Source organism: Candidatus Neomarinimicrobiota bacterium (assembly GCA_030743815.1).
Lineage (GTDB): Bacteria > Fidelibacterota > Marinisomatia > Marinisomatales > S15-B10 > UBA2146.
In genome coordinates this window covers 1-17,419 of the sequence record JASLRT010000103.1, presented here as the reverse complement: position 1 = coordinate 17,419, position 17,419 = coordinate 1, and the positions used below count along the sequence as shown (strand labels likewise).

Below are 17,419 nucleotides of genomic sequence, written 5' to 3'. Positions count from 1 at the left end.
AACGTTTTTCCAACTGTCAAATATAGGAAGAGTACGGTTATTCATCAAACTGCAGAAAGTTACAATCGGCAGGGATTCAGTTCTGGAGTGCACAATTGTTGATAGGCACAATACAAGCAACGGTAGACAAATCGCGTCCTGACAGAGAAGTGATACAGTATGAATCTAACTTGTAATTTTGAGAAATTTCCGTTTGCCTACTTTCAGGATGCGGTCTTCCGCCACATCAATCTCAGCCGTAATCTCGGAGACTCTCTCCCCGTCCACCCTGACCGCTCCTTGCTCAATCAACCTGCGGGCATCCCGTTTGGAACTGGCGAGGCCGGATTCTGCCAGAAGCTCCAGAATCCCGATTGGATTCCCGGCAGCATGCCAAGTTTTCATATCTTCAGGGACTTCATCCCTGACAAAGATTGTATCGAACTCCCTTTCGGCAGATTCTGCTGCTGCATCAGAATGGTAGAGCGTCACAATATCGCGGGCCAATCGTCTTTTCAAATCCCTCGGATTTAGAGAAGAATCCTTAAGCTGTTTCCGGATAGATGTCAATTCACTCCCTTGGACATCTGTAGCGAACTCGAAATATGTCTCCATGAGGTTGTCAGGTATGGACATGGTCTTGCCGTACATCTCCTTTGGACTGTCGGTAATGGCGATATAATTCTCGTAAGACTTAGACATTTTTTGCACACCATCAGTCCCTTCCAGCAGGGGTGTGGTGATTACCACCTGAGGCTCCTGTCCGTGATCCCGCTGCAGATCCCGCCCCACCAGTAAATTGAATTTCTGATCGGTGCCCCCCAGTTCAATATCGGCATTCAGCTGGATTGAGTCCATCGCCTGAGCCAACGGATACATAAATTCATGAATGGAGATGGGCACCTCACTCCGATATCGTTTCTCGAAATCATCGCGCTCCAGCATCCTGGCGACAGTGTATCGACTGGATAGGCGGATCACATCATTGAAGTTCATGGCACTAAGCCACTTTGAATTATGTACAATTTTCAGTGTATCAAGATCGAGAATATGGGACGCCTGATCTACATAGGTTTTGCCGAATTCTGCTACCTCCTGTTCAGTTAGTTGAGGACGAGTCTTGTTCCTCCCCGAAGGATCTCCGATGAGCGCGGTGAAATCGCCGATGACCAGCACGGACTGATGACCAAGATCCTGGAAGTGACGCAGTTTGCGCAAGACGACGGCGTGACCAATATGCAGATCGGGCCTGCTCGGGTCGCATCCGAGTTTCACCACGAGCGGTTCACCCGAATCCTCGACTTGCTGTAGTTTCTTCTCCAACTGTTCTTCGGGAATGATTTCATCCACCCCGCGCCGGATGAGTTTCATCTGTTCTTTTATAGGTGGAAAATTCGACATCACACTCGACGTTTATTTCTCAGTTCCCGTTCCAAAGCCCGCTCTTGATCCCGCCGGGCAATTACCGCTTTTTTGTCATAACTTCTCTTGCCTGTAGCTAACGCAATTTCTACTTTTGCCCAGCTCCGATTAAAGTATACCTTTAAAGGAACTATTGTATGACCTTTGGCTGAAACCTTGCGCTTCAGTTTTCGGATTTCTTGCCGATGAAGAAGAAGTCTTCTATCTCGATACGGTTCATGTCCGCTATGGCTGGTATGGGAATATGGACCGATGTGCATTCCAACCAGCATCACTTCACCTTCACGTAAGGATGCGTAGGCATCCTTAAGATTGGCCCTCCCTTCGCGCAGACTTTTAACTTCGCTTCCGACGAGTTCTATACCTGCTTCAAACTTTTCCAAGATTTTAAAATCGTGGAAAGCCTTGCGGTTAGTGGTAACGATTGTGATTTCATCAGACATTCAAGACGGTCAGCGAATTTAGATTTGAGCCCTTCTGATTACAAGCTTAATCCTTGAATAATGTGTGTGCGGAACATAATTTCGTGCCGCTTTTTGCCCGGATGGCGGAATAGGTAGACGCGCATGGTTCAGGACCATGTCTCTGTAAGGAGGTGCAGGTTCGATTCCTGTTCCGGGCACTCATCCATGTTCACATCGCCCGCAAGATAGGCGGAGACATCTGCTCCTCACTGTGGGAAAAAGCACTCTCTTTTCGCTGAGACTATCTATACTGAGGAATAAACTTCTGCTACTTTCTCAAATGCACGGACGATATCAAGAGTATCTTCGCTTCCCCCCAGCAGGCAACTCTGCTTCAGCCAGATAGCCTCCTCATCGCTCACCCGTTCAGTTACCGGGAGTGTTGTAGCTGAAAAATCAGTCTCTTTCAGCCAGGGAAATTCCTCTTCATCGAGATCGAAGAGTTTCTCGCGGTAGATCGGCTTATAACCGGTATGGACCGGAATCCCTTCCGCTGAAACAGCTTTCATAAACTCATCCCTCGATGTGTCCCCATATGCGGACTTATCGTACAGCACGATATAGAGGTGATGGGATACTCGTGTCGTCTCAGAGTAACGTCTCTGACATGACAAACCGGGAATCTTCTCCAGAGCATCGTCGAGCATTGCCGCGTTGGCATCCCTCACATTCATATCTGATTCCAGCATTTCAAACTGGGCCAGCAGGAGCGCGGCGGGAAAAGCTGACAATCTGAAGTTTCCCCCGAGATAGCGATGTTCGTACCACGCTCCACTCCGCACACGGCCGGCGTTCTGATAGGAGAAACAGGTATCGATGAATGCCTCATCATCTGAGACAATGATGCCGCCCTCTCCCGCCGACATATTCTTTGTCGACTGAAAACTGAAGATTCCACCGGATCCAAGAGCGCCGATTTTCCTTCCGCTCCATTCGGCTCCATGGGCCTGGGCCGCGTCTTCGATCATTGCAATTCTGTGACGTGCAGCGACTTCTCCTATACGTGTCAGATGACAGGGATTGCCAGCGATGTGAACCGGCATGATAACGCGCGTCTTTTCGCTGATGGCGCCTTCAATCAGATCGGGATCCATATTGAGTGTCTCGGCATCAATGTCAACAAATACCGGTATCGCATTCGCCATTAGGACGGCTGAGGCGGTGGCAATGAATGTGTACGCGGGAATGATCACTTCATCCCCGGCCTTCACGCCTGCCGCCTTGAGAGCAATCCAGAGGGCGGCCGTTCCCGAATTGGTTGAAAGGGCAAACCGGGCGTCGTGAAACTTTGCAAATTCCTCTTCGAATCTTTTTACAGCCTCACTGCCGACGCCCCACTTCTCATGTTCAAGCGTATGGACAAGACTATCACGCATCTCCGTTGTGGAGCGCGGCCAGGATGGAAAAGGTTCGGTCCTGACTGGGGTGCCGCCGTGGATTGCCAGTTTATTCGCTTTTGCCATCTCCATGTACCTCCTAGAGTCCCAGACTCCTCATAAATGCTTCGTTGTTCAGCTCCCTGCCCAAGAACGCCTTCACCAGTTCAAGGGGATCCTCCGTTCCCCCCTTCTCCAAGATTATTTTGCGATACCGCATCCCTGTCTCCTCATCGAGAATGCCATTTTCCTCAAAGACTGAAAACATGTCTTGAGCATATACCTTTGACCACATATATCCGTAGTACGCCGCTGCGTAACCGTAAAGATGACCAAAGGCCGCCTGGAAGTGAGTGTCATCCTGGTAGGGATAAAGCGTGATCTCATTCTGCAGATCGCGAACGATATCAGTCGTAGACCGGTCGTCATCGGGGGAGTAGCCGTCATGCAGCGTAAGATCAAGTATGGCATAATACACCTGCTGAAGTGCATTCACACCTGAATTGAGGTTTTTAGCGGCGATCATTCTCTCCACCAGATCGTCGGGGATCGTTTCACCTGTTCGGTAGTGTCTCGCAAAACGTTTCAGCGACGCTTTCTGCCACACCCAGTTTTCGAGCATTTGAGACGGCGCTTCCACAAAGTCTCGCGGAACTGAGAGACCTTCCAGTTCACCTCTGTTCAACAGCGCATGGAGAAGATGACCGAACTCGTGAAAGAATGTTTCTACATCGTCGTGAGGCAAAAGAGACGGTTCGTCGGCGGTGGGCTTCGGGAAATTGCATACCAGCACCGCCACCGGCGTCTGCCGTCCTGCGGGGTACATTTTTGCAGATCTGACATCAAACTGTGCCGCGTGCTGATATTTGTTCGCCCGCGGGAATAGATCAAGATAGAAGTGACCGATCAGGTTGCCACTGGCGTTATCGTACAGCTCATACATGGTGACGTCCTCGTGCCAGACCGATGGATTCTCCACCTCTCTAAACTCCAGCCCGAAGAGTTCCTGATACAGATCAAAAAGGCCTGACACCACGCTTTCCATTGGAAAATACTCTTTTACCTTCTCAGCGTCCACCTGATACTTCACCCGCAGCAACTTCTTGTCGTAATAGTATTTCTCCCACGGCTGGATTTGTGTCGCCTGCCGACCAATCGTCTCTGACTTGAGCACCACCATCTCAACGTAGTCCCGATTCGCTTTCTGGCGCAGGGACGAATTCAGATTGTTCTCGAATTGCCAGACAGACTCCGCATCCTTGGCCATTCTGACTTCGGTCTGATAATCGGCAAAAGTTTCGTATCCCAGAACATCGACCAACTCACGCCGATTACGGATCATATCGTCCAACACTGCCAGATTTTCCTCTCTCGCCCGATTGAGGAATTTATAGCTCAGGCGGCGGCGTGCATCGTCGGATTCTGAGAAATCCATGAATGAAAAATATGAAGGGTAAGACATATCAATAGCGCACTTGCCGTCGGGAAGCATTCGAGACTCCACGTACGATTGCGGCAATCCTGCCACTTCCGCCGTGGTTGCAAAGAGTGTGTCCTGATACTGAGCGATATTCCTGTTGAATTTGAGACCAATCTCAGACAGTTTATTGTTTATCCGTTTTACCTCTTCGCGCTTTTTCTGCCCCAGATCGAATCCGCTGCGACGGAATCCAAGCAAAGTCTCTTCCAAATATTTCCTCTTCTCTCCTTCAAGATTCTCAGCCTCTTCAGTCTCGGAATAGGTCAACACGGCATTGTACAGGTCTTCGTTCGCCGACATCTCGTTCACGAACTTCGAGAAACGGACGTGACTGCTGTCAGCTTCAGAGCGAATGTTCTCATTAACGTGAACCGCACCCATCAAATAGGCCGGATTCCAAACCCTTGAGATAACTGCAGTCAGATCATCCAGCTTCAGCATCGTATTAGCAAAAGTGCGCCCCTCTGGCTCTGCCCGAACAATACTCGTCAGAAGCTGTTCCGCATCATCGAGTGCCCTGTCTGTCGCCGCAGTAATGTCACCTACACTTAATTCCGCAAACGGGATTATACGATTAGGTCCGGAATAGAATGGATTGGTCTCCTCCTTCTTCCCCTGTCTCCTCTCTACCGGTCCATCAACAGGAGGAACACAGCTTGAGATCAGAATCCCGGCAAGCAAAATCAGTGATTGTTTTCTACACATGACTAAGATGTCACTCCCTTCGAGTCTAATGCGTCGTTACGCTGTCGACGGAACTTCTCAATCCAAGATCGGACCCGTCCAGATCATCGGGGGTGGAGATGCCGAGATATGCCGCCACTGTTGGAGCGACATCAACTGTCCAGACGGGGTCTTGCCGCATAGTTTTCTTTATCCCTGAGCCGGCGATGATAAGGGGAATGTGCGTGTCACAATCGTGAGCTGTGCCGTGAGTAGTTCCGGTCGAGTCCATGTGAATATAGTTTTCCGTTGGTACAAGAAACAGATCGCCGCTGTTCTCGGAATGGAAATTGTTGCGCCAGAAGAGGCCAGCTTGATCCAGAGCTTCATCGCCAGCAAGTTGGGCACGGGAATAGACTTTTCCCAGCCAGACCTGATCTCGAAGTAGAGGCAAGAGGGAACTATCCATCTCCTGCAACGAAATTCCCTTTTGTTTCAAGAGATCATAATTGTAATAGATGGCTGACCCGGCCACAGCTTCGATATAGTCACCATCACCCCACTTCCGGCTCAGTGCGGCATTGAAGTCAGCAACGAAGTTCTTGTATTGTTTGCGAAATCGACCGGCATCGAGGCCCCTGTCCTGTGCCATTTCCGGCATCATGGTAGCGCCGTGGTCCGCGGTGAGTACAATGAGAGTATTGTCCAGACCGACACGATGATCAATTGCGTCAAAGAACTCGCCCAGCCAGCCGTCCATCCTCAGGAATCCATCCATCTGCTCCTGACTAAAGGGCCCATAACGGTGACCTACTCCGTCGTTGATTGAGAGCCCCACGCAGAGAATATCCGGAGCTTCGTCCATTCCGAGCTCTTCCTCTTCGACGATGGTCCTCGCGAGATTCAGTGTAACTTCGTCCAACCAAGGGAAACTCCACAACTGGTTGTAGTCCGGCTTGATGAACTCCTTCGCTTTCGGCAGACGATGTGGAAAAGTTGTGTCCCCTCCTCCGTTCTTGTCTCGTTCCGGTGCGAAATCATCCTCCCTGGAATGCTTCAGATAGACTGCCTCGTCGGCTAGAAGGCGATTCCACTCAGTACCGAAGTAAGCGGCGGGATGACGCTGTCTGTTGAACTCATTGAGCCACGCAGGCAATGCGGCGCCGTAGTAATCAGAAGAAATAAATTCACCTTGGTCAAAGTTAAACCAGTAAACACCATCAGGATTCTTGCCTCCCAACAGAATCGCCGATCGATCCTTTCCGGCAACGGCGAAGACTTTTGATTGACCATTGGCTGATTTAACCCAGTCGCCCAGTGCATCAGAGTTCACATAGCGATAGGAAACCTTCCTCCCCTCAGGAGATTTCCCGTTACCCACGAGCTTTGTCTCAGGATCGGTCACACAGTATACTTGCTCCTTTGCGGAACGATCATACCAGAAATTGCCCACAATGCCGCTGGCGCTGGGATTTCTTCCTGAGCCGAGAATGAAATGACCGGGACCGGTAACAGTATAGGCTATCCCATGTCGCGCTTCACTGAAATAAGTGCCACTTTCCTGAAGATATTTGAATCCGCCTGAGAAAAGATCGCCGAGGCGGTCGAACGTGTCTTCACGCATCATATCCACCACAATGAACACAACCAGTTTCGCCCTGGGCGTTGAAGTGTGACTGACAGAGAAAGCTAAAATGAGAGCTAAAACGACTTTTCGCACGAAATTATACCTCACTCATTAATGTCTATTTATTAAAAGCGATGGCAAATTTACAGATAAATTGTTAAGGAAGAAATGGGGAAACCGAATTGCGCTAATTACTTTTCCCATTCGTGAGGCGAAGCTAAATTAAAATTAAGTGTAAGTAGACCTACACCCAGCTAGAAATTAAGAAAGGATAAGCTGCATAATGAATCTCAATTTGACAGACAAGAAGGCAATCGTCTGCGGGAGCACACAGGGCATGGGCCGGGCAGCGGCCGTGGAACTGGCAAGTTTAGGATCTGCCGTCACTCTTGTGGCCCGCAATGAATCTTCGCTGAAGGAGGTTCGTGATTCGCTGCCGGGAGATGCCGGCCACGACACTGTCTGTGCCGATTTCGACGAAAGTGAGAATTTGCGCCATAAAATCACAGTTCACATTGAAGAAAACGGGCCGTTCCACATCCTTGTGAACAATTCGGGCGGACCGCCTTCCGGTGAGATCACAGCCGCCGACAGCGATGCGTTCCTCAAGGCATTTTCAAGACATCTCCTCTGTAACCAGATCATGGCCCAGGCGGTTCTGCCGGGAATGAAAAGCGAAAAGTACGGCCGCATTATCAACATTATTTCAACCTCCGTCAAACAACCCATTCCGAACTTAGGCGTCTCCAATACCACACGAGGCGCTGTCGCTAGTTGGGCCAAAACGCTGTCGAGAGAAGTGGCGCCATTCGGGATCACCGTAAACAACATCCTCCCAGGTACAACGAATACCGCCCGCCTATTCTCACTCTTTCAGGAAATGGCGGACAGACGGGGTGTATCCGCAGACGTCATCGCTGATGAGTGGAAAAGGGAGATTCCGTCAGGTAGGATTGCGGAGCCTGAGGAGATCGCTTGCGCCATCGCCTTCCTCGCATCACCGGCGGCATCTTACATCAACGGAATCAACCTTCCTATTGACGGCGGTCGACTGCTGACGTTGTAATGTGATCTGTCTGGTCAACTTTGTTTTCACCTGACTTATGAAGCAGGTTCCACTGCACTCCGATACCATACCGGCACTTTTCATCCGCCTGGCTGGGATGACAACTATTTCCATCTCACAAACGTATAACGAGTCGTATTTGCGAGTTGAATGAATGACTGAAAAAAGATAAATATCTAATAACTTCCCTGTTACCATATCAGATTGAAAAACACTTTCGGGCTAACCAAACATGGGATCTATCAATTATGAATAAAAAGAAGAAAGCAGAATCAGAAAGCATTGCCATTCTTGGGGGTGGCAATATCGGGACAGCCATGGCGAGAGGTTTCGTGGCAACGGGGAATTTTCCTTCGTCACAGATAACCATCACTCGCAGAAATCCGAAACTCCTCGATGACTATGCGGAGAACGGTTTTCTGGTTCACGCCGATAACAGCAAAGCTGTTGCTGAATCTGAGGTAGTGGTTATTGCTGTTCAACCGCAACAGCTAGTGGCTCTGTTAGAAGAAATCAGAGACAGTCTAGAAGCGGACAAGCATACGATAATTTCTGTGGTGACCGGCGTCACCATCGCGGAGATCAGTCAGCAGTTGGGCAACGGCGTCCCCGTTGTGAGAGCTATGCCTAATACCGCCATTGCTATATGCCAGTCCATGACCTGTCTCGCCTCTGCAGAAGGTGACAGTCCCACACTTGAGCACGCCCAGCACATCTTCGATAGCGTCGGTAAGACACTCGTCGTCAATGAAAATCACATGATTCCGGCCACTGCGCTGGCAGCTTGCGGTGTAGCATTCTTCCTGAGGTCTATCCGTGCGGCATCTCAGGGGGGGATCGAGATCGGCTTTCACACCCACGAAGCTCTCCTGCTGGCCGCTCAGACTGCCCTCGGCGCCGCTTCCCTCGTCCTAGATGCGGAAGAACACCCCGAGTCAGAGATCGATAAGGTGACGACCCCGCGAGGATGCACCATCGCAGGGCTGAACGAGATGGAGCATCAAGGCTTCAGTTCTGCCATGATCAAGGGGATCCTGACTTCGGCGGAGATGGCGGACAGCCTGTATAAGTCCTGAAGACAATTCCACTCGGGGGTCAAACGACGGAAATGACATCGGAATACCGCGTCATACTCTCTCCATCCTCGTCTTTGGCGGAACTGAAGCGCAAGCATCAGGTTGCCCACGGCGTACAATACAAGCCGGTAGATTCACTCATTACGTGGTCAGAAGTCAGAATCAATCGACTGACTCATGAATAAGATGTGTGTAGTATCTTTAGTCCTGTTGGCTTCGATCTCCGCTTTATCTGCCCAGAACGAACTGGATGAGCATTTCAAAAACTTCCGGGGCACAATCGTTGTTCATGATCAGAAATCTAACATCTATACAATCTTTAATGAGGAAAGAGCCAAGACTCGCTATTCACCCTTCTCAACCTATAAGATCCCTCATTCAATTATTGCACTCGAAACAAGAGTCATTTCAGATACAGATCAAATTGTCCGATGGGATGAGCAAGCATATCCAAGAGAAGATTGGTGGCCGAAAACATGGGGAGGTGAGCATAATCTTAAGAGTGCAATCAAGTATTCAGTAGTGCCGGTCTATCGCCATATTGCAAAACAGATTGACCGTGAGAAGATGAAGAGCTATGTGGCAAGTTTTGATTATGGAAACAGAGATATCTCATCCGGCACCGATAATTTCTGGTTAAACGGCAGCCTTAGAATATCAGCATTGGAACAGATAGAGTTCTTGAAGAAGTTCTATAATGGTCAACTGAAGGTCTCTCCGAGAACAATCAAATTAGTTAAGAGCATATTGATTCAGGAACAGACAGAGGATTATACACTAAGCGCCAAAACAGGTGGCGGCAATATGGGTGGAGACCAGAGAGCGGCCCTGGGCTGGTATGTCGGCTATGTTGAGAAGAGTGATAATGTATATTTCTTTGCCCTCAACATTGAAGGGCAAAATTTTACTGAAATACTGGAGCCGAGACTTGAGATCACAAAGAATGTTCTAGAAGAACTGGGGATCGTCAAGTGAAGGTCGCCGCTCGTGAAATCGCGAGCCCTCGAGGAATTTGTTCCCTGTCTTTACTTGCACTATTCTCTACTGTTCTGGCTGGCTGGGTTATCGATGGTGTCTGTGATAGGAGTACTCTTTAATGAATTCGTCACATATTGAAGCTGTTAACTGCCATCCCTGATTCTCTCTAATTCCTGCCAAGTCTTTTCCATCGCCAGCAATCTATCCATCGGTTCTCCTTTGAGGACAGACTTTTCGAAGATTTCCGGCACGTCCTCCAGCGACACCCCAGTGTACCAGAAGCCTTCGGGATAGACTACCACTATGGGTCCCAGCTCACATGCATCAAGACATCCCGATTTGTTCGACCTGACTTTCCCTTTCAGTCCGTGCTGGCTGATGAGCTTGACGAACTCGAAACGGATGTTCTTTCCCCCTTTGGCAGCACAACACTCTTTCGGACTGTCCTCGGGACGATCGTTGATACAGACGAAAATGTGTCGGTCGTATTTACCTTTCATGTGTTAGACGTAGAGGTTCGACATTACACGATGATTCTCCATTTATTCAACGGCGTCTAACGTGGAACCAGAACCACTTTCCCCAGTTGCTGTCGGCTCTCCAGATAGCGGTGAGCTTCGCCAATTTCAGACATAGGGAACGTCTTGTCGAGGACAGGCTTCAGTCGTCCTTCCTTGAGGAGGGCGAGTAACTCTGTGAATGCAGCAGCATCGCCCATGGTTGATCCCATCACTGACTGATGCTTGGAAAAAAGGTGGCGCATATCGACGGCGCCCTTGGGACCGGTAGTGGCGCCGCATGTGACCAGCCTGCCCCCCTTCGCCAGCGACCGCAGACTTGAATTCCATGTTGCCTCCCCCACGTGTTCGAACACAATGTCGGCGCCCCACCTGTCGGTGATTTCACCAACTCTCTCGTGGATCACTTCCTTTGAATGATTGATGACGTGGTCTGCGCCTAATTCTGTAGACAGCGCCAGTTTGTCTTCATTGCCGCCGGTGGCAATCACGGTAGATCCGAAAAGTTTTGCGATCTGAATCGCCGCACTGCCGACGCCCGAAGCTCCGCCCAGCACCAGAACGATTTCACCCTCTTCTATTCGGGCCCGACGCACTAACATGGTGTAGGCTGTGAGAAACACGAGTGGAAATGCCGCCGCTTCCTCAAAGGAGAGCGATTCCGGTTTGCGGCCGAGATACTTCGGCTCGATAACCATATACTCGCAATCGGTACCGTCCTCAGATTCGCCCATGATACCGAATGTAATACAGTGATTCTCCTTCCCCCTCCGACAGAATCTGCATTCACTGCAGTATGTTCCCGGCTGAATCATCACCTCATCTCCCGGCTCCCAATCCTTTACCTCCGCCCCCACTTCATGAACGACACCACTGCCGTCACTTCCCGGGATGAAAGGCAGCGGAATTCCGGGAAAGCCGTTGCGAACCCAGATATCGAGGTGATTAATAGAACTCGCCTTGATTCTGAGGATTACCCTATCGGGCGGACATTCAGGATCGGCTATCTCTTCCCATCTTAGAACATCTGGCCCGCCGTGTTCGTGGATCCGTACCGCTTTCATCACGTTCGCTTAAATAGCTTCCAGTCGAGGCTGAATCTGCCCGGCCCGATCACAAGAAGGGTGAGATAGACTGTCCCGTAAATGAGCGCCATTTCAGGGCTCCCTCTTCCCGTAACCAGATGTCCATACGCGGCCACGAACATCGTCATGGAGAGGAGAAATGATGCGGGAATAGTGAAAAGTCCGAGGATGAGGAACGCCCCACAGAAGGATTCCGAGAAGGACGCCATAAATCCCCAAAAGGTTGGAAAAAAATCGATTCCCAGCCTCGTCATAGCGCCGCCCAGTCTTTCCCATTTCTCGGCACCGGCGGTTATCTTGCTGTAGCCGTGATTCACCAGGATCATGTATCCTGATACTGAGCGGAGAAGCAACAGGCCGAAATCGAGGCGATTCTTATACAGAACCTCAATAGATGACAGCATCAGTTCTCCTCTTCGTTTATATCAGTAAATTTCGCGTCCCGAATATCTTCTTCCGAAATTCCCAGTGACTCTTCCCGCTCTGATCCATTCTCGAACCTGGATTGGGATTTCTTGACCGTAAGTTGACCTTTTACTACTCTGTAAAAGAGGTAACCCATTAAGAAAATCAGAATTGTCTTAAACATCAGAGATTTGCGGCGGGATTGAAGAACTTCGTGCCACTTACAGGCTGACGTATATAGCGGATCACTTCCTTCAGGTCTTTCTGGTTATGGACAAAGTCGATATCATTCGTATTGATGATAAGGAGAGGAGATTCCTGATAGCGGAAGAAATATTCATTATAGACCTGGTTAAGGGCGTCGATATAATCTCGCGAAATTCCTTTCTCGAAATCCCTGTCTCGTGAAGTGATCCTCTGCATCAGGCGGTCGGTATCTGCCTGGAGATAAATGACCATGTCGGGATTGAGCACATTCCGCTCCAGCATACTTGCCACTGAATCGTAAAGCGACATCTCCTTTTCATCGAGATTGAGAGAAGCAAAAAGTCGATCTTTCACGAACATATAGTCGGTGATATAGAGTTGGTGGAAGACGTCCGTCTGTCTCAGTTCCTGTTGCTGTCGATAACGACTGAGCAGAAAGAACAGCTGTGTCTGGAAGGCGTGACGGTCAGGGTCGGTATAGAAATCAGGCAGGAATGGGTTCTCTTCGAACTTTTCCAGTATGAGTCTTGCATTGAGATGATCGGCAAGGAGTTCGGCCAGGCTCGTCTTACCGACACCGATAACACCTTCAATCGCTACATAATAGAGGTTTCTCAAGCTGTCTCCACCAATTTGTAGCGATGCACCAGTGACGTATCGGGACATCGCGCCAGGATATCGCTGATGGAATCGCCGCAAAGGGGACAAGTAAATTGGGGAGCAAGATCACATAACGGCACTAGAACAAATTTTCTTTCGCTGTAATTCGAGTGTGGTATTGTTAGGTTTTCTGTCTGCATCACCCTGTCATCAAAAAAAACTATATCAATATCAATGACTCGTGGTTCATTCTTCTGACTGTCTGGTTCCCTCCCCATTTCTTGCTCAACCTGCTTGCACAGCATAAGCAGATTCTCTGGGGAGCCGTCAGTCGTGATCTCTACCATGCAGTTCAGAAATTCCTTCTGATCTGTGTTGTAGAGGGGCTCTGTCTCATACACTGGCGAGACAGCACAGATTTCGAGATGACCCGACTCGTCTAGCCGGGAAATTGCCTCCTGTAAGTTTCTGTATCGGTCGTTGATATTCGACCCAAAACTCAGGAAAATTTTCTTACGTATTGAAATCTTCGGGTTTTCTCTCAATCTCAACTTCTACATCACCCATGACACCCCGAACCGGCGCATGCCTCTTCCTGACTGTAACCTTAACGCTGTCAAGGTCAAAATCTGCCAGTAACGTCTTTGCGATGTGACCGGCCAGCCTTTCAAGCAGATAATACTTAGTACCTGTCAGACAGTTGTGAACAGTTTGATAAACGGCAGCATAATCTACTGTAGAATGAAGACTATCTGAAGTAACAGCCTCAGACAGGTTCTTTCGCATTTCCAGATCCACTTCAAAAGTGCCGCCTCGCTTCTGTTCTGATTCGTCAACGCCGTGGTAGCCGTAGAAAAGCATATCTTTAAGACGAATTTTTCCCATTCAGAATCTCCTACTTTTTACTATTTAATTTATGCGTCCCATTAAGGAGAGGCAAGGTTAAGAAGTTCCGTGACGCTATCCGAGTAAAAAAAAGCCCCGTTCACAAGAACAGGGCTTTTATGATTACAAGTAATTCGGGTGAATTACATCATTCCACCCATGCCACCCATGTCTCCACCCGGAGGCATCGGCATTGGCGGATCTTTTTCAGGAATCTCAGCAACCAGCGCCTCAGTTGTCAACATTAGTCCGGCGATGGAACTGGCGTTCTGAATGGCAACACGAGTCACCTTTGTGGGATCGATGATGCCAGCATCGAACATCTGTACGTATGTTTCGCTGAACGCATCGAATCCGTAGTCGCCCTTGCCTTCCTTGACATTCTGAACAACGATTGAAGGCTCATGTCCGGCGTTCTGAACGATATGGCGCATCGGCTCTTCTAGAGCTCGAAGGACAATCCTGGCGCCGACCATCTGTTCGTCAGACAGCTTCATTTTCTCAACCTTTCCGAGCGTCCGCAACAAAGCGACACCACCGCCGGGAACGATCCCTTCTTCTACCGCAGCGCGTGTAGCGTGAAGAGCATCCTCAACGCGGGCCTTTTTCTCTTTCATTTCCACTTCGGTAGCTGCGCCGACATTCAGCACAGCCACACCACCGGAGAGCTTCGCCAGACGTTCCTGCAGCTTCTCCTTGTCGTAATCGGAAGTGCTCTTGTCGATCTGAACCTTAATCTCGTTGATGCGGGCCTTAATCATGTCTGTTTCGCCTGCACCTGAGACAATGGTAGTGTTATCCTTGTCGATGACAATCCGTTTGGCGTTACCGAGATACGAGAGCGTGGCATTTTCCAGCTTGTAGCCCTGTTCCTCGGAGATAACCGTCCCACCTGTCAGGACAGCTACATCCTGGAGCATCGACTTGCGACGGTCACCAAATCCCGGTGCCTTGACGGCAGCGACCTTCAGTGTACCGCGCAGCTTGTTCACTACCAGCGTAGCAAGCGCCTCGCCTTCCACATCTTCGGCAATAATCAGCATACTCTTGCCAGCCTGGGAGCTCTTCTCAAGAATCGGCAGAAGATCTTTCATATTACTAATCTTCTTGTCATGGATAAGGATGCTGGGATCGTCGAGGATCGCTTCCATGTTTTCCGAATCGGTCACGAAGTAGGGCGATAAGTAGCCGCGGTCGAACTGCATTCCTTCCACAACTTCGAGGGAAGTTTCAGTCGACTTAGCCTCTTCCACAGTGATGACGCCGTCCTTGCCGACTTTCTCCATAGCATCGGCGATGAGGTCTCCGATCTCCACATCGTTGTTGGCGGAGATGGACGCGACCTGGGCAATTTCAGTTTTTCCCGGAAGGTCGCGGCTCTGACTCTTCAGCTCTTCCACTACTACTGACACAGCAGCATCGATACCGCGCTTGATCTCCATGGGATTCGCACCGGCCGTAACGTTCTTCATCCCTTCACGGATAATCGCCTGCGCGAACAAGGTAGCGGTGGTGGTGCCGTCACCGGCCACGTCGGATGTCTTGGAAGCTACTTCCTTCACCATCTGAGCACCCATATTCTCTACATTATTTTCAAGTTCTACTTCCTTCGCCACCGTAACACCGTCTTTGGTGGATGTAGGAGCACCGAACTTCTTTTCAATGACGACATTGCGACCTCTCGGTCCGAGAGTAACCTTCACCGCATCGGCGAGCTTGTCTACACCGGCCTTGAGCTTGGATCGCGCTTCGGCATTGAACTCAATCTGTTTCGCCATTACTCAATCTCCTTATTCAATTGACTATGATTATGCTATAAGATTGCGAGGATATCGCTCTCTTTCATGATGACATATTCAGTGCTATCTACTGTAACTTCAGTTCCAGAGTATTTACCATATAGAACTTTATCACCTGTCTTCACTGAAGGTTTGATGAGATTTCCGGCATCACTAACCTTACCGGGACCAACAGCCATCACTTTCCCCTGCTGGGGCTTTTCTTGCGCTGTATCGGGTAGAATAATACCGCCTGAGGAAACATCTTCCGCCTCGGCGGGCTCAACAACTACACGGTCAGCTAAAGGCTTAATCTTGAGTGCCATTTTCGTTTAACTCCTATCTATTGTTATCAGTTTTGATTTACCCCTGATTTCAGCATGGAATTTACTATACAGAGAAAGCTGAAGTCAACACTTTTTTAGCAGACTGCTTTAGAGAGTGCTAAGAAGGTAATAATAGATACGCGGGATAAGCGTGCATCCGCTGCCTCAAGTACCCTCTCTCCACGAACGTGAATATTGAATCTGTTGGTGCGTAGGTTTCTGAAGAGAAATTCCCTGGGACTCCAGAGCAAGGCGGGCGACCTCTTCATCGATGGATGAAGGGACATCGTAGACGTCAGGTTTTAGATCTTCACTTTTCTCGGCTAGATATTCCGCACAGAGGGCCTGGACGGCAAAACTCCCGTCCATGATTTCAACAGGATGACCCCGTCCTGCCGGTCTCACAAGATTGACCAGCCGTCCATCCGCCAGAAGCATCAGCCAGTTGCCGTTTTCCAGATGATACTTCACCACATTCGGCATCACCTCCGACTTCTCACTACTTATTGTCTCTAGAGATGCAACATCGATCTCATGGTTGAAATGTCCCACATTAGCAAGGATGGCATTGTTTTTCATTGCGCTAAAGTGCTGTTTAGAGATTACATGCTTGTTTCCAGTGGCCGTGATGAATATATCTCCCTGTGGTGCCGCCTCTTTCATTGACATAACCCAATTGCCGTCGTAGAGGGCTTCCAGGCCCCGGTGATAGCCTGATGGACCTTCGCCCAGAGCGGCACCTGTCTCTACCACGATGACACGCGCACCCATTCCCCGCAGACGTAAAGCAACGCCGCGTCCCACCCAACCGTAGCCAACCACAACCACCGTCTTTCCCGCAATGAGCTTATTTGTGGCTGATACTATGGCATCGATAACGCTCTGGCCTGTGCCATAACGGTTATCAAAAAGATACTTGGAATAGGCGTTGTTTACTGCCAGAATAGGTATCTTAAGTTTTCCCGCGTCGCTCATGGCCTTCAGCCGGAGAACACCTGTGGTCGTCTCTTCACAGCCGCCAATAATATCTTTCATATTATCAGGATATTCTGAATGGAGCAGTAAGTTAAGATCGCCACCGTCGTCTATGGTGATTATCGGCGCCGACTCAAGAACCAAGCCGAGGCATTCGTAGTATTCCTTATCTGTCTGGCCCGACCACGCGAAGACGTCCATCTCCTCAGCCAGGGCCGCCGCCACAGCATCATCTGTGGTGAGGGGATTACATGAAGCGGCACACACCTTTGCCCCACCGGCCTGAAGCGTCTTCAGGAAAATACCTGTTTTCTGCTCCAGGTGCATAGCCACTCCGACGGCTATTCCCGCCAGCGGTTTCTCTTTTTCGAACCGGTCCCGAATCGTCGCCAGAATAGGCATATTATCACTGGCCCACTCTAGCGCCCGGCGGCCTTCCCGCGTCAGTTTCTTATCTTTAATTTTGCTCATGAACCGGTGCTGCCGAAGCCACCCTCACCGCGAGACGT

General features: G+C 49.7%; 18 protein-coding genes and 1 tRNA gene. 5 read left to right on the top strand and 14 right to left on the bottom strand.

Annotated features, from left to right (window positions below):
* Positions 1-165: 165 nt before the first annotated feature.
* Both tyrS and smpB read right to left on the bottom strand, forming a co-directional pair.
* Positions 166-1,380, bottom strand: coding sequence for a tyrosine--tRNA ligase (tyrS, locus tag QF669_08740; protein ID MDP6457514.1), 1,215 nt, complete (start codon positions 1,378-1,380; stop codon positions 166-168).
* The gene (smpB, locus tag QF669_08735) at positions 1,380-1,844 is read right to left on the bottom strand and encodes an SsrA-binding protein SmpB (protein ID MDP6457513.1); all 465 of its coding nucleotides are present in this window, start codon (positions 1,842-1,844) and stop codon (positions 1,380-1,382) included. The genes tyrS and smpB overlap by 1 nt, the downstream gene beginning before the upstream one ends.
* A 95-nt stretch (positions 1,845-1,939) precedes the next feature.
* Here smpB and QF669_08730 point away from each other — a divergent pair.
* A tRNA-Leu gene (locus QF669_08730) sits at positions 1,940-2,023 on the top strand.
* An 87-nt stretch (positions 2,024-2,110) separates the two neighbouring features.
* Here the strand turns inward: QF669_08730 and QF669_08725 are convergent.
* Genes QF669_08725 through QF669_08715 form a run of 3 tightly spaced genes read right to left on the bottom strand, consistent with a single transcriptional unit; the run spans position 2,111 to position 7,104 of the window.
* Positions 2,111-3,328, bottom strand: a complete 1,218-nt coding sequence (locus QF669_08725) for a DegT/DnrJ/EryC1/StrS family aminotransferase (GenBank protein MDP6457512.1) — start codon at positions 3,326-3,328, stop codon at positions 2,111-2,113.
* Between the two features lie 13 nt (positions 3,329-3,341).
* On the bottom strand, positions 3,342-5,426 hold the full coding sequence (locus tag QF669_08720; GenBank protein ID MDP6457511.1) for a M3 family metallopeptidase: 2,085 nt from the start codon (positions 5,424-5,426) through the stop codon (positions 3,342-3,344).
* Between the two features lie 25 nt (positions 5,427-5,451).
* Entirely contained in the window at positions 5,452-7,104 is a 1,653-nt protein-coding gene (locus QF669_08715) for an alkaline phosphatase family protein (protein ID MDP6457510.1), read from the bottom strand.
* 190 nt (positions 7,105-7,294) lie between these two features.
* Here QF669_08715 and QF669_08710 point away from each other — a divergent pair, with 190 nt between their 5' ends.
* The 4 genes from QF669_08710 to blaOXA all read left to right on the top strand — a co-directional run bounded on the left by QF669_08710 (position 7,295) and on the right by blaOXA (position 10,128).
* Positions 7,295-8,077: an SDR family oxidoreductase gene (locus QF669_08710; protein MDP6457509.1), complete on the top strand. Its 783-nt coding sequence runs from the start codon at positions 7,295-7,297 to the stop codon at positions 8,075-8,077.
* Positions 8,078-8,325: 248 nt separating this feature from the next.
* Positions 8,326-9,153, top strand: coding sequence for a pyrroline-5-carboxylate reductase (gene proC, locus QF669_08705; GenBank protein MDP6457508.1), 828 nt, complete (start codon positions 8,326-8,328; stop codon positions 9,151-9,153).
* A gap of 32 nt (positions 9,154-9,185) precedes the next feature.
* Positions 9,186-9,338 carry a hypothetical protein gene (locus QF669_08700; GenBank protein ID MDP6457507.1) on the top strand — a complete coding sequence of 51 codons (153 nt, stop codon included), beginning with the start codon at positions 9,186-9,188 and terminating at the stop codon, positions 9,336-9,338.
* A complete protein-coding gene (blaOXA, locus tag QF669_08695) occupies positions 9,331-10,128 on the top strand; it encodes a class D beta-lactamase (protein MDP6457506.1) in 798 nt (265 codons plus the stop codon). The genes QF669_08700 and blaOXA overlap by 8 nt, the downstream gene beginning before the upstream one ends.
* Positions 10,129-10,274: 146 nt before the next feature.
* Here blaOXA and QF669_08690 read toward each other — a convergent pair whose 3' ends face one another.
* The 9 genes from QF669_08690 to QF669_08650 all read right to left on the bottom strand — a co-directional run bounded on the left by QF669_08690 (position 10,275) and on the right by QF669_08650 (position 17,381).
* Entirely contained in the window at positions 10,275-10,631 is a 357-nt protein-coding gene (locus QF669_08690) for a (2Fe-2S) ferredoxin domain-containing protein (GenBank protein MDP6457505.1), read from the bottom strand.
* Positions 10,632-10,687: 56 nt separating this feature from the next.
* A complete protein-coding gene (locus QF669_08685; protein MDP6457504.1) occupies positions 10,688-11,713 on the bottom strand; it encodes a zinc-binding dehydrogenase in 1,026 nt (341 codons plus the stop codon).
* Positions 11,713-12,138, bottom strand: coding sequence for a DoxX family protein (locus QF669_08680; GenBank protein ID MDP6457503.1), 426 nt, complete (start codon positions 12,136-12,138; stop codon positions 11,713-11,715). The genes QF669_08685 and QF669_08680 overlap by 1 nt, the downstream gene beginning before the upstream one ends.
* Positions 12,139-12,322: 184 nt before the next feature.
* Positions 12,323-12,964 carry a deoxynucleoside kinase gene (locus QF669_08675; protein MDP6457502.1) on the bottom strand — a complete coding sequence of 214 codons (642 nt, stop codon included), beginning with the start codon at positions 12,962-12,964 and terminating at the stop codon, positions 12,323-12,325.
* Positions 12,961-13,491, bottom strand: coding sequence for a 2-amino-4-hydroxy-6-hydroxymethyldihydropteridine diphosphokinase (folK, locus tag QF669_08670; GenBank protein MDP6457501.1), 531 nt, complete (start codon positions 13,489-13,491; stop codon positions 12,961-12,963). Before folK ends, QF669_08675 begins: the two co-directional genes overlap by 4 nt.
* Complete coding sequence (gene folB, locus QF669_08665) at positions 13,460-13,831, bottom strand: dihydroneopterin aldolase (GenBank protein ID MDP6457500.1); 372 nt, start codon at positions 13,829-13,831, stop codon at positions 13,460-13,462. Before folB ends, folK begins: the two co-directional genes overlap by 32 nt.
* 143 nt (positions 13,832-13,974) lie before the next feature.
* Entirely contained in the window at positions 13,975-15,609 is a 1,635-nt protein-coding gene (gene groL, locus QF669_08660) for a chaperonin GroEL (GenBank protein MDP6457499.1), read from the bottom strand.
* 35 nt (positions 15,610-15,644) lie between these two features.
* Positions 15,645-15,935, bottom strand: a complete 291-nt coding sequence (gene groES / locus QF669_08655; protein MDP6457498.1) for a co-chaperone GroES — start codon at positions 15,933-15,935, stop codon at positions 15,645-15,647.
* Positions 15,936-16,100: 165 nt separating this feature from the next.
* Positions 16,101-17,381, bottom strand: a complete 1,281-nt coding sequence (locus QF669_08650) for an adenosylhomocysteinase (protein ID MDP6457497.1) — start codon at positions 17,379-17,381, stop codon at positions 16,101-16,103.
* Between the last annotated feature and the right edge of the window lie 38 nt (positions 17,382-17,419).

Coding starts and splice junctions, on each gene's coding strand:
- tyrS (MDP6457514.1), bottom strand. CDS start 1,380: ATGTCGAATTTTCCACCTATAAAAGAACAGATGAAACTCATCCGGCGC.
- smpB (MDP6457513.1), bottom strand. CDS start 1,844: ATGTCTGATGAAATCACAATCGTTACCACTAACCGCAAGGCTTTCCAC.
- QF669_08725 (MDP6457512.1), bottom strand. CDS start 3,328: ATGGCAAAAGCGAATAAACTGGCAATCCACGGCGGCACCCCAGTCAGG.
- QF669_08720 (MDP6457511.1), bottom strand. CDS start 5,426: ATGTGTAGAAAACAATCACTGATTTTGCTTGCCGGGATTCTGATCTCA.
- QF669_08710 (MDP6457509.1), top strand. CDS start 7,295: ATGAATCTCAATTTGACAGACAAGAAGGCAATCGTCTGCGGGAGCACA.
- proC (MDP6457508.1), top strand. CDS start 8,326: ATGAATAAAAAGAAGAAAGCAGAATCAGAAAGCATTGCCATTCTTGGG.
- QF669_08700 (MDP6457507.1), top strand. CDS start 9,186: ATGACATCGGAATACCGCGTCATACTCTCTCCATCCTCGTCTTTGGCG.
- blaOXA (MDP6457506.1), top strand. CDS start 9,331: ATGAATAAGATGTGTGTAGTATCTTTAGTCCTGTTGGCTTCGATCTCC.
- QF669_08690 (MDP6457505.1), bottom strand. CDS start 10,631: ATGAAAGGTAAATACGACCGACACATTTTCGTCTGTATCAACGATCGT.
- QF669_08685 (MDP6457504.1), bottom strand. CDS start 11,713: ATGAAAGCGGTACGGATCCACGAACACGGCGGGCCAGATGTTCTAAGA.
- QF669_08680 (MDP6457503.1), bottom strand. CDS start 12,138: ATGCTGTCATCTATTGAGGTTCTGTATAAGAATCGCCTCGATTTCGGC.
- folB (MDP6457500.1), bottom strand. CDS start 13,831: ATGGGAAAAATTCGTCTTAAAGATATGCTTTTCTACGGCTACCACGGC.
- groL (MDP6457499.1), bottom strand. CDS start 15,609: ATGGCGAAACAGATTGAGTTCAATGCCGAAGCGCGATCCAAGCTCAAG.
- groES (MDP6457498.1), bottom strand. CDS start 15,935: ATGGCACTCAAGATTAAGCCTTTAGCTGACCGTGTAGTTGTTGAGCCC.
- QF669_08650 (MDP6457497.1), bottom strand. CDS start 17,381: ATGAGCAAAATTAAAGATAAGAAACTGACGCGGGAAGGCCGCCGGGCG.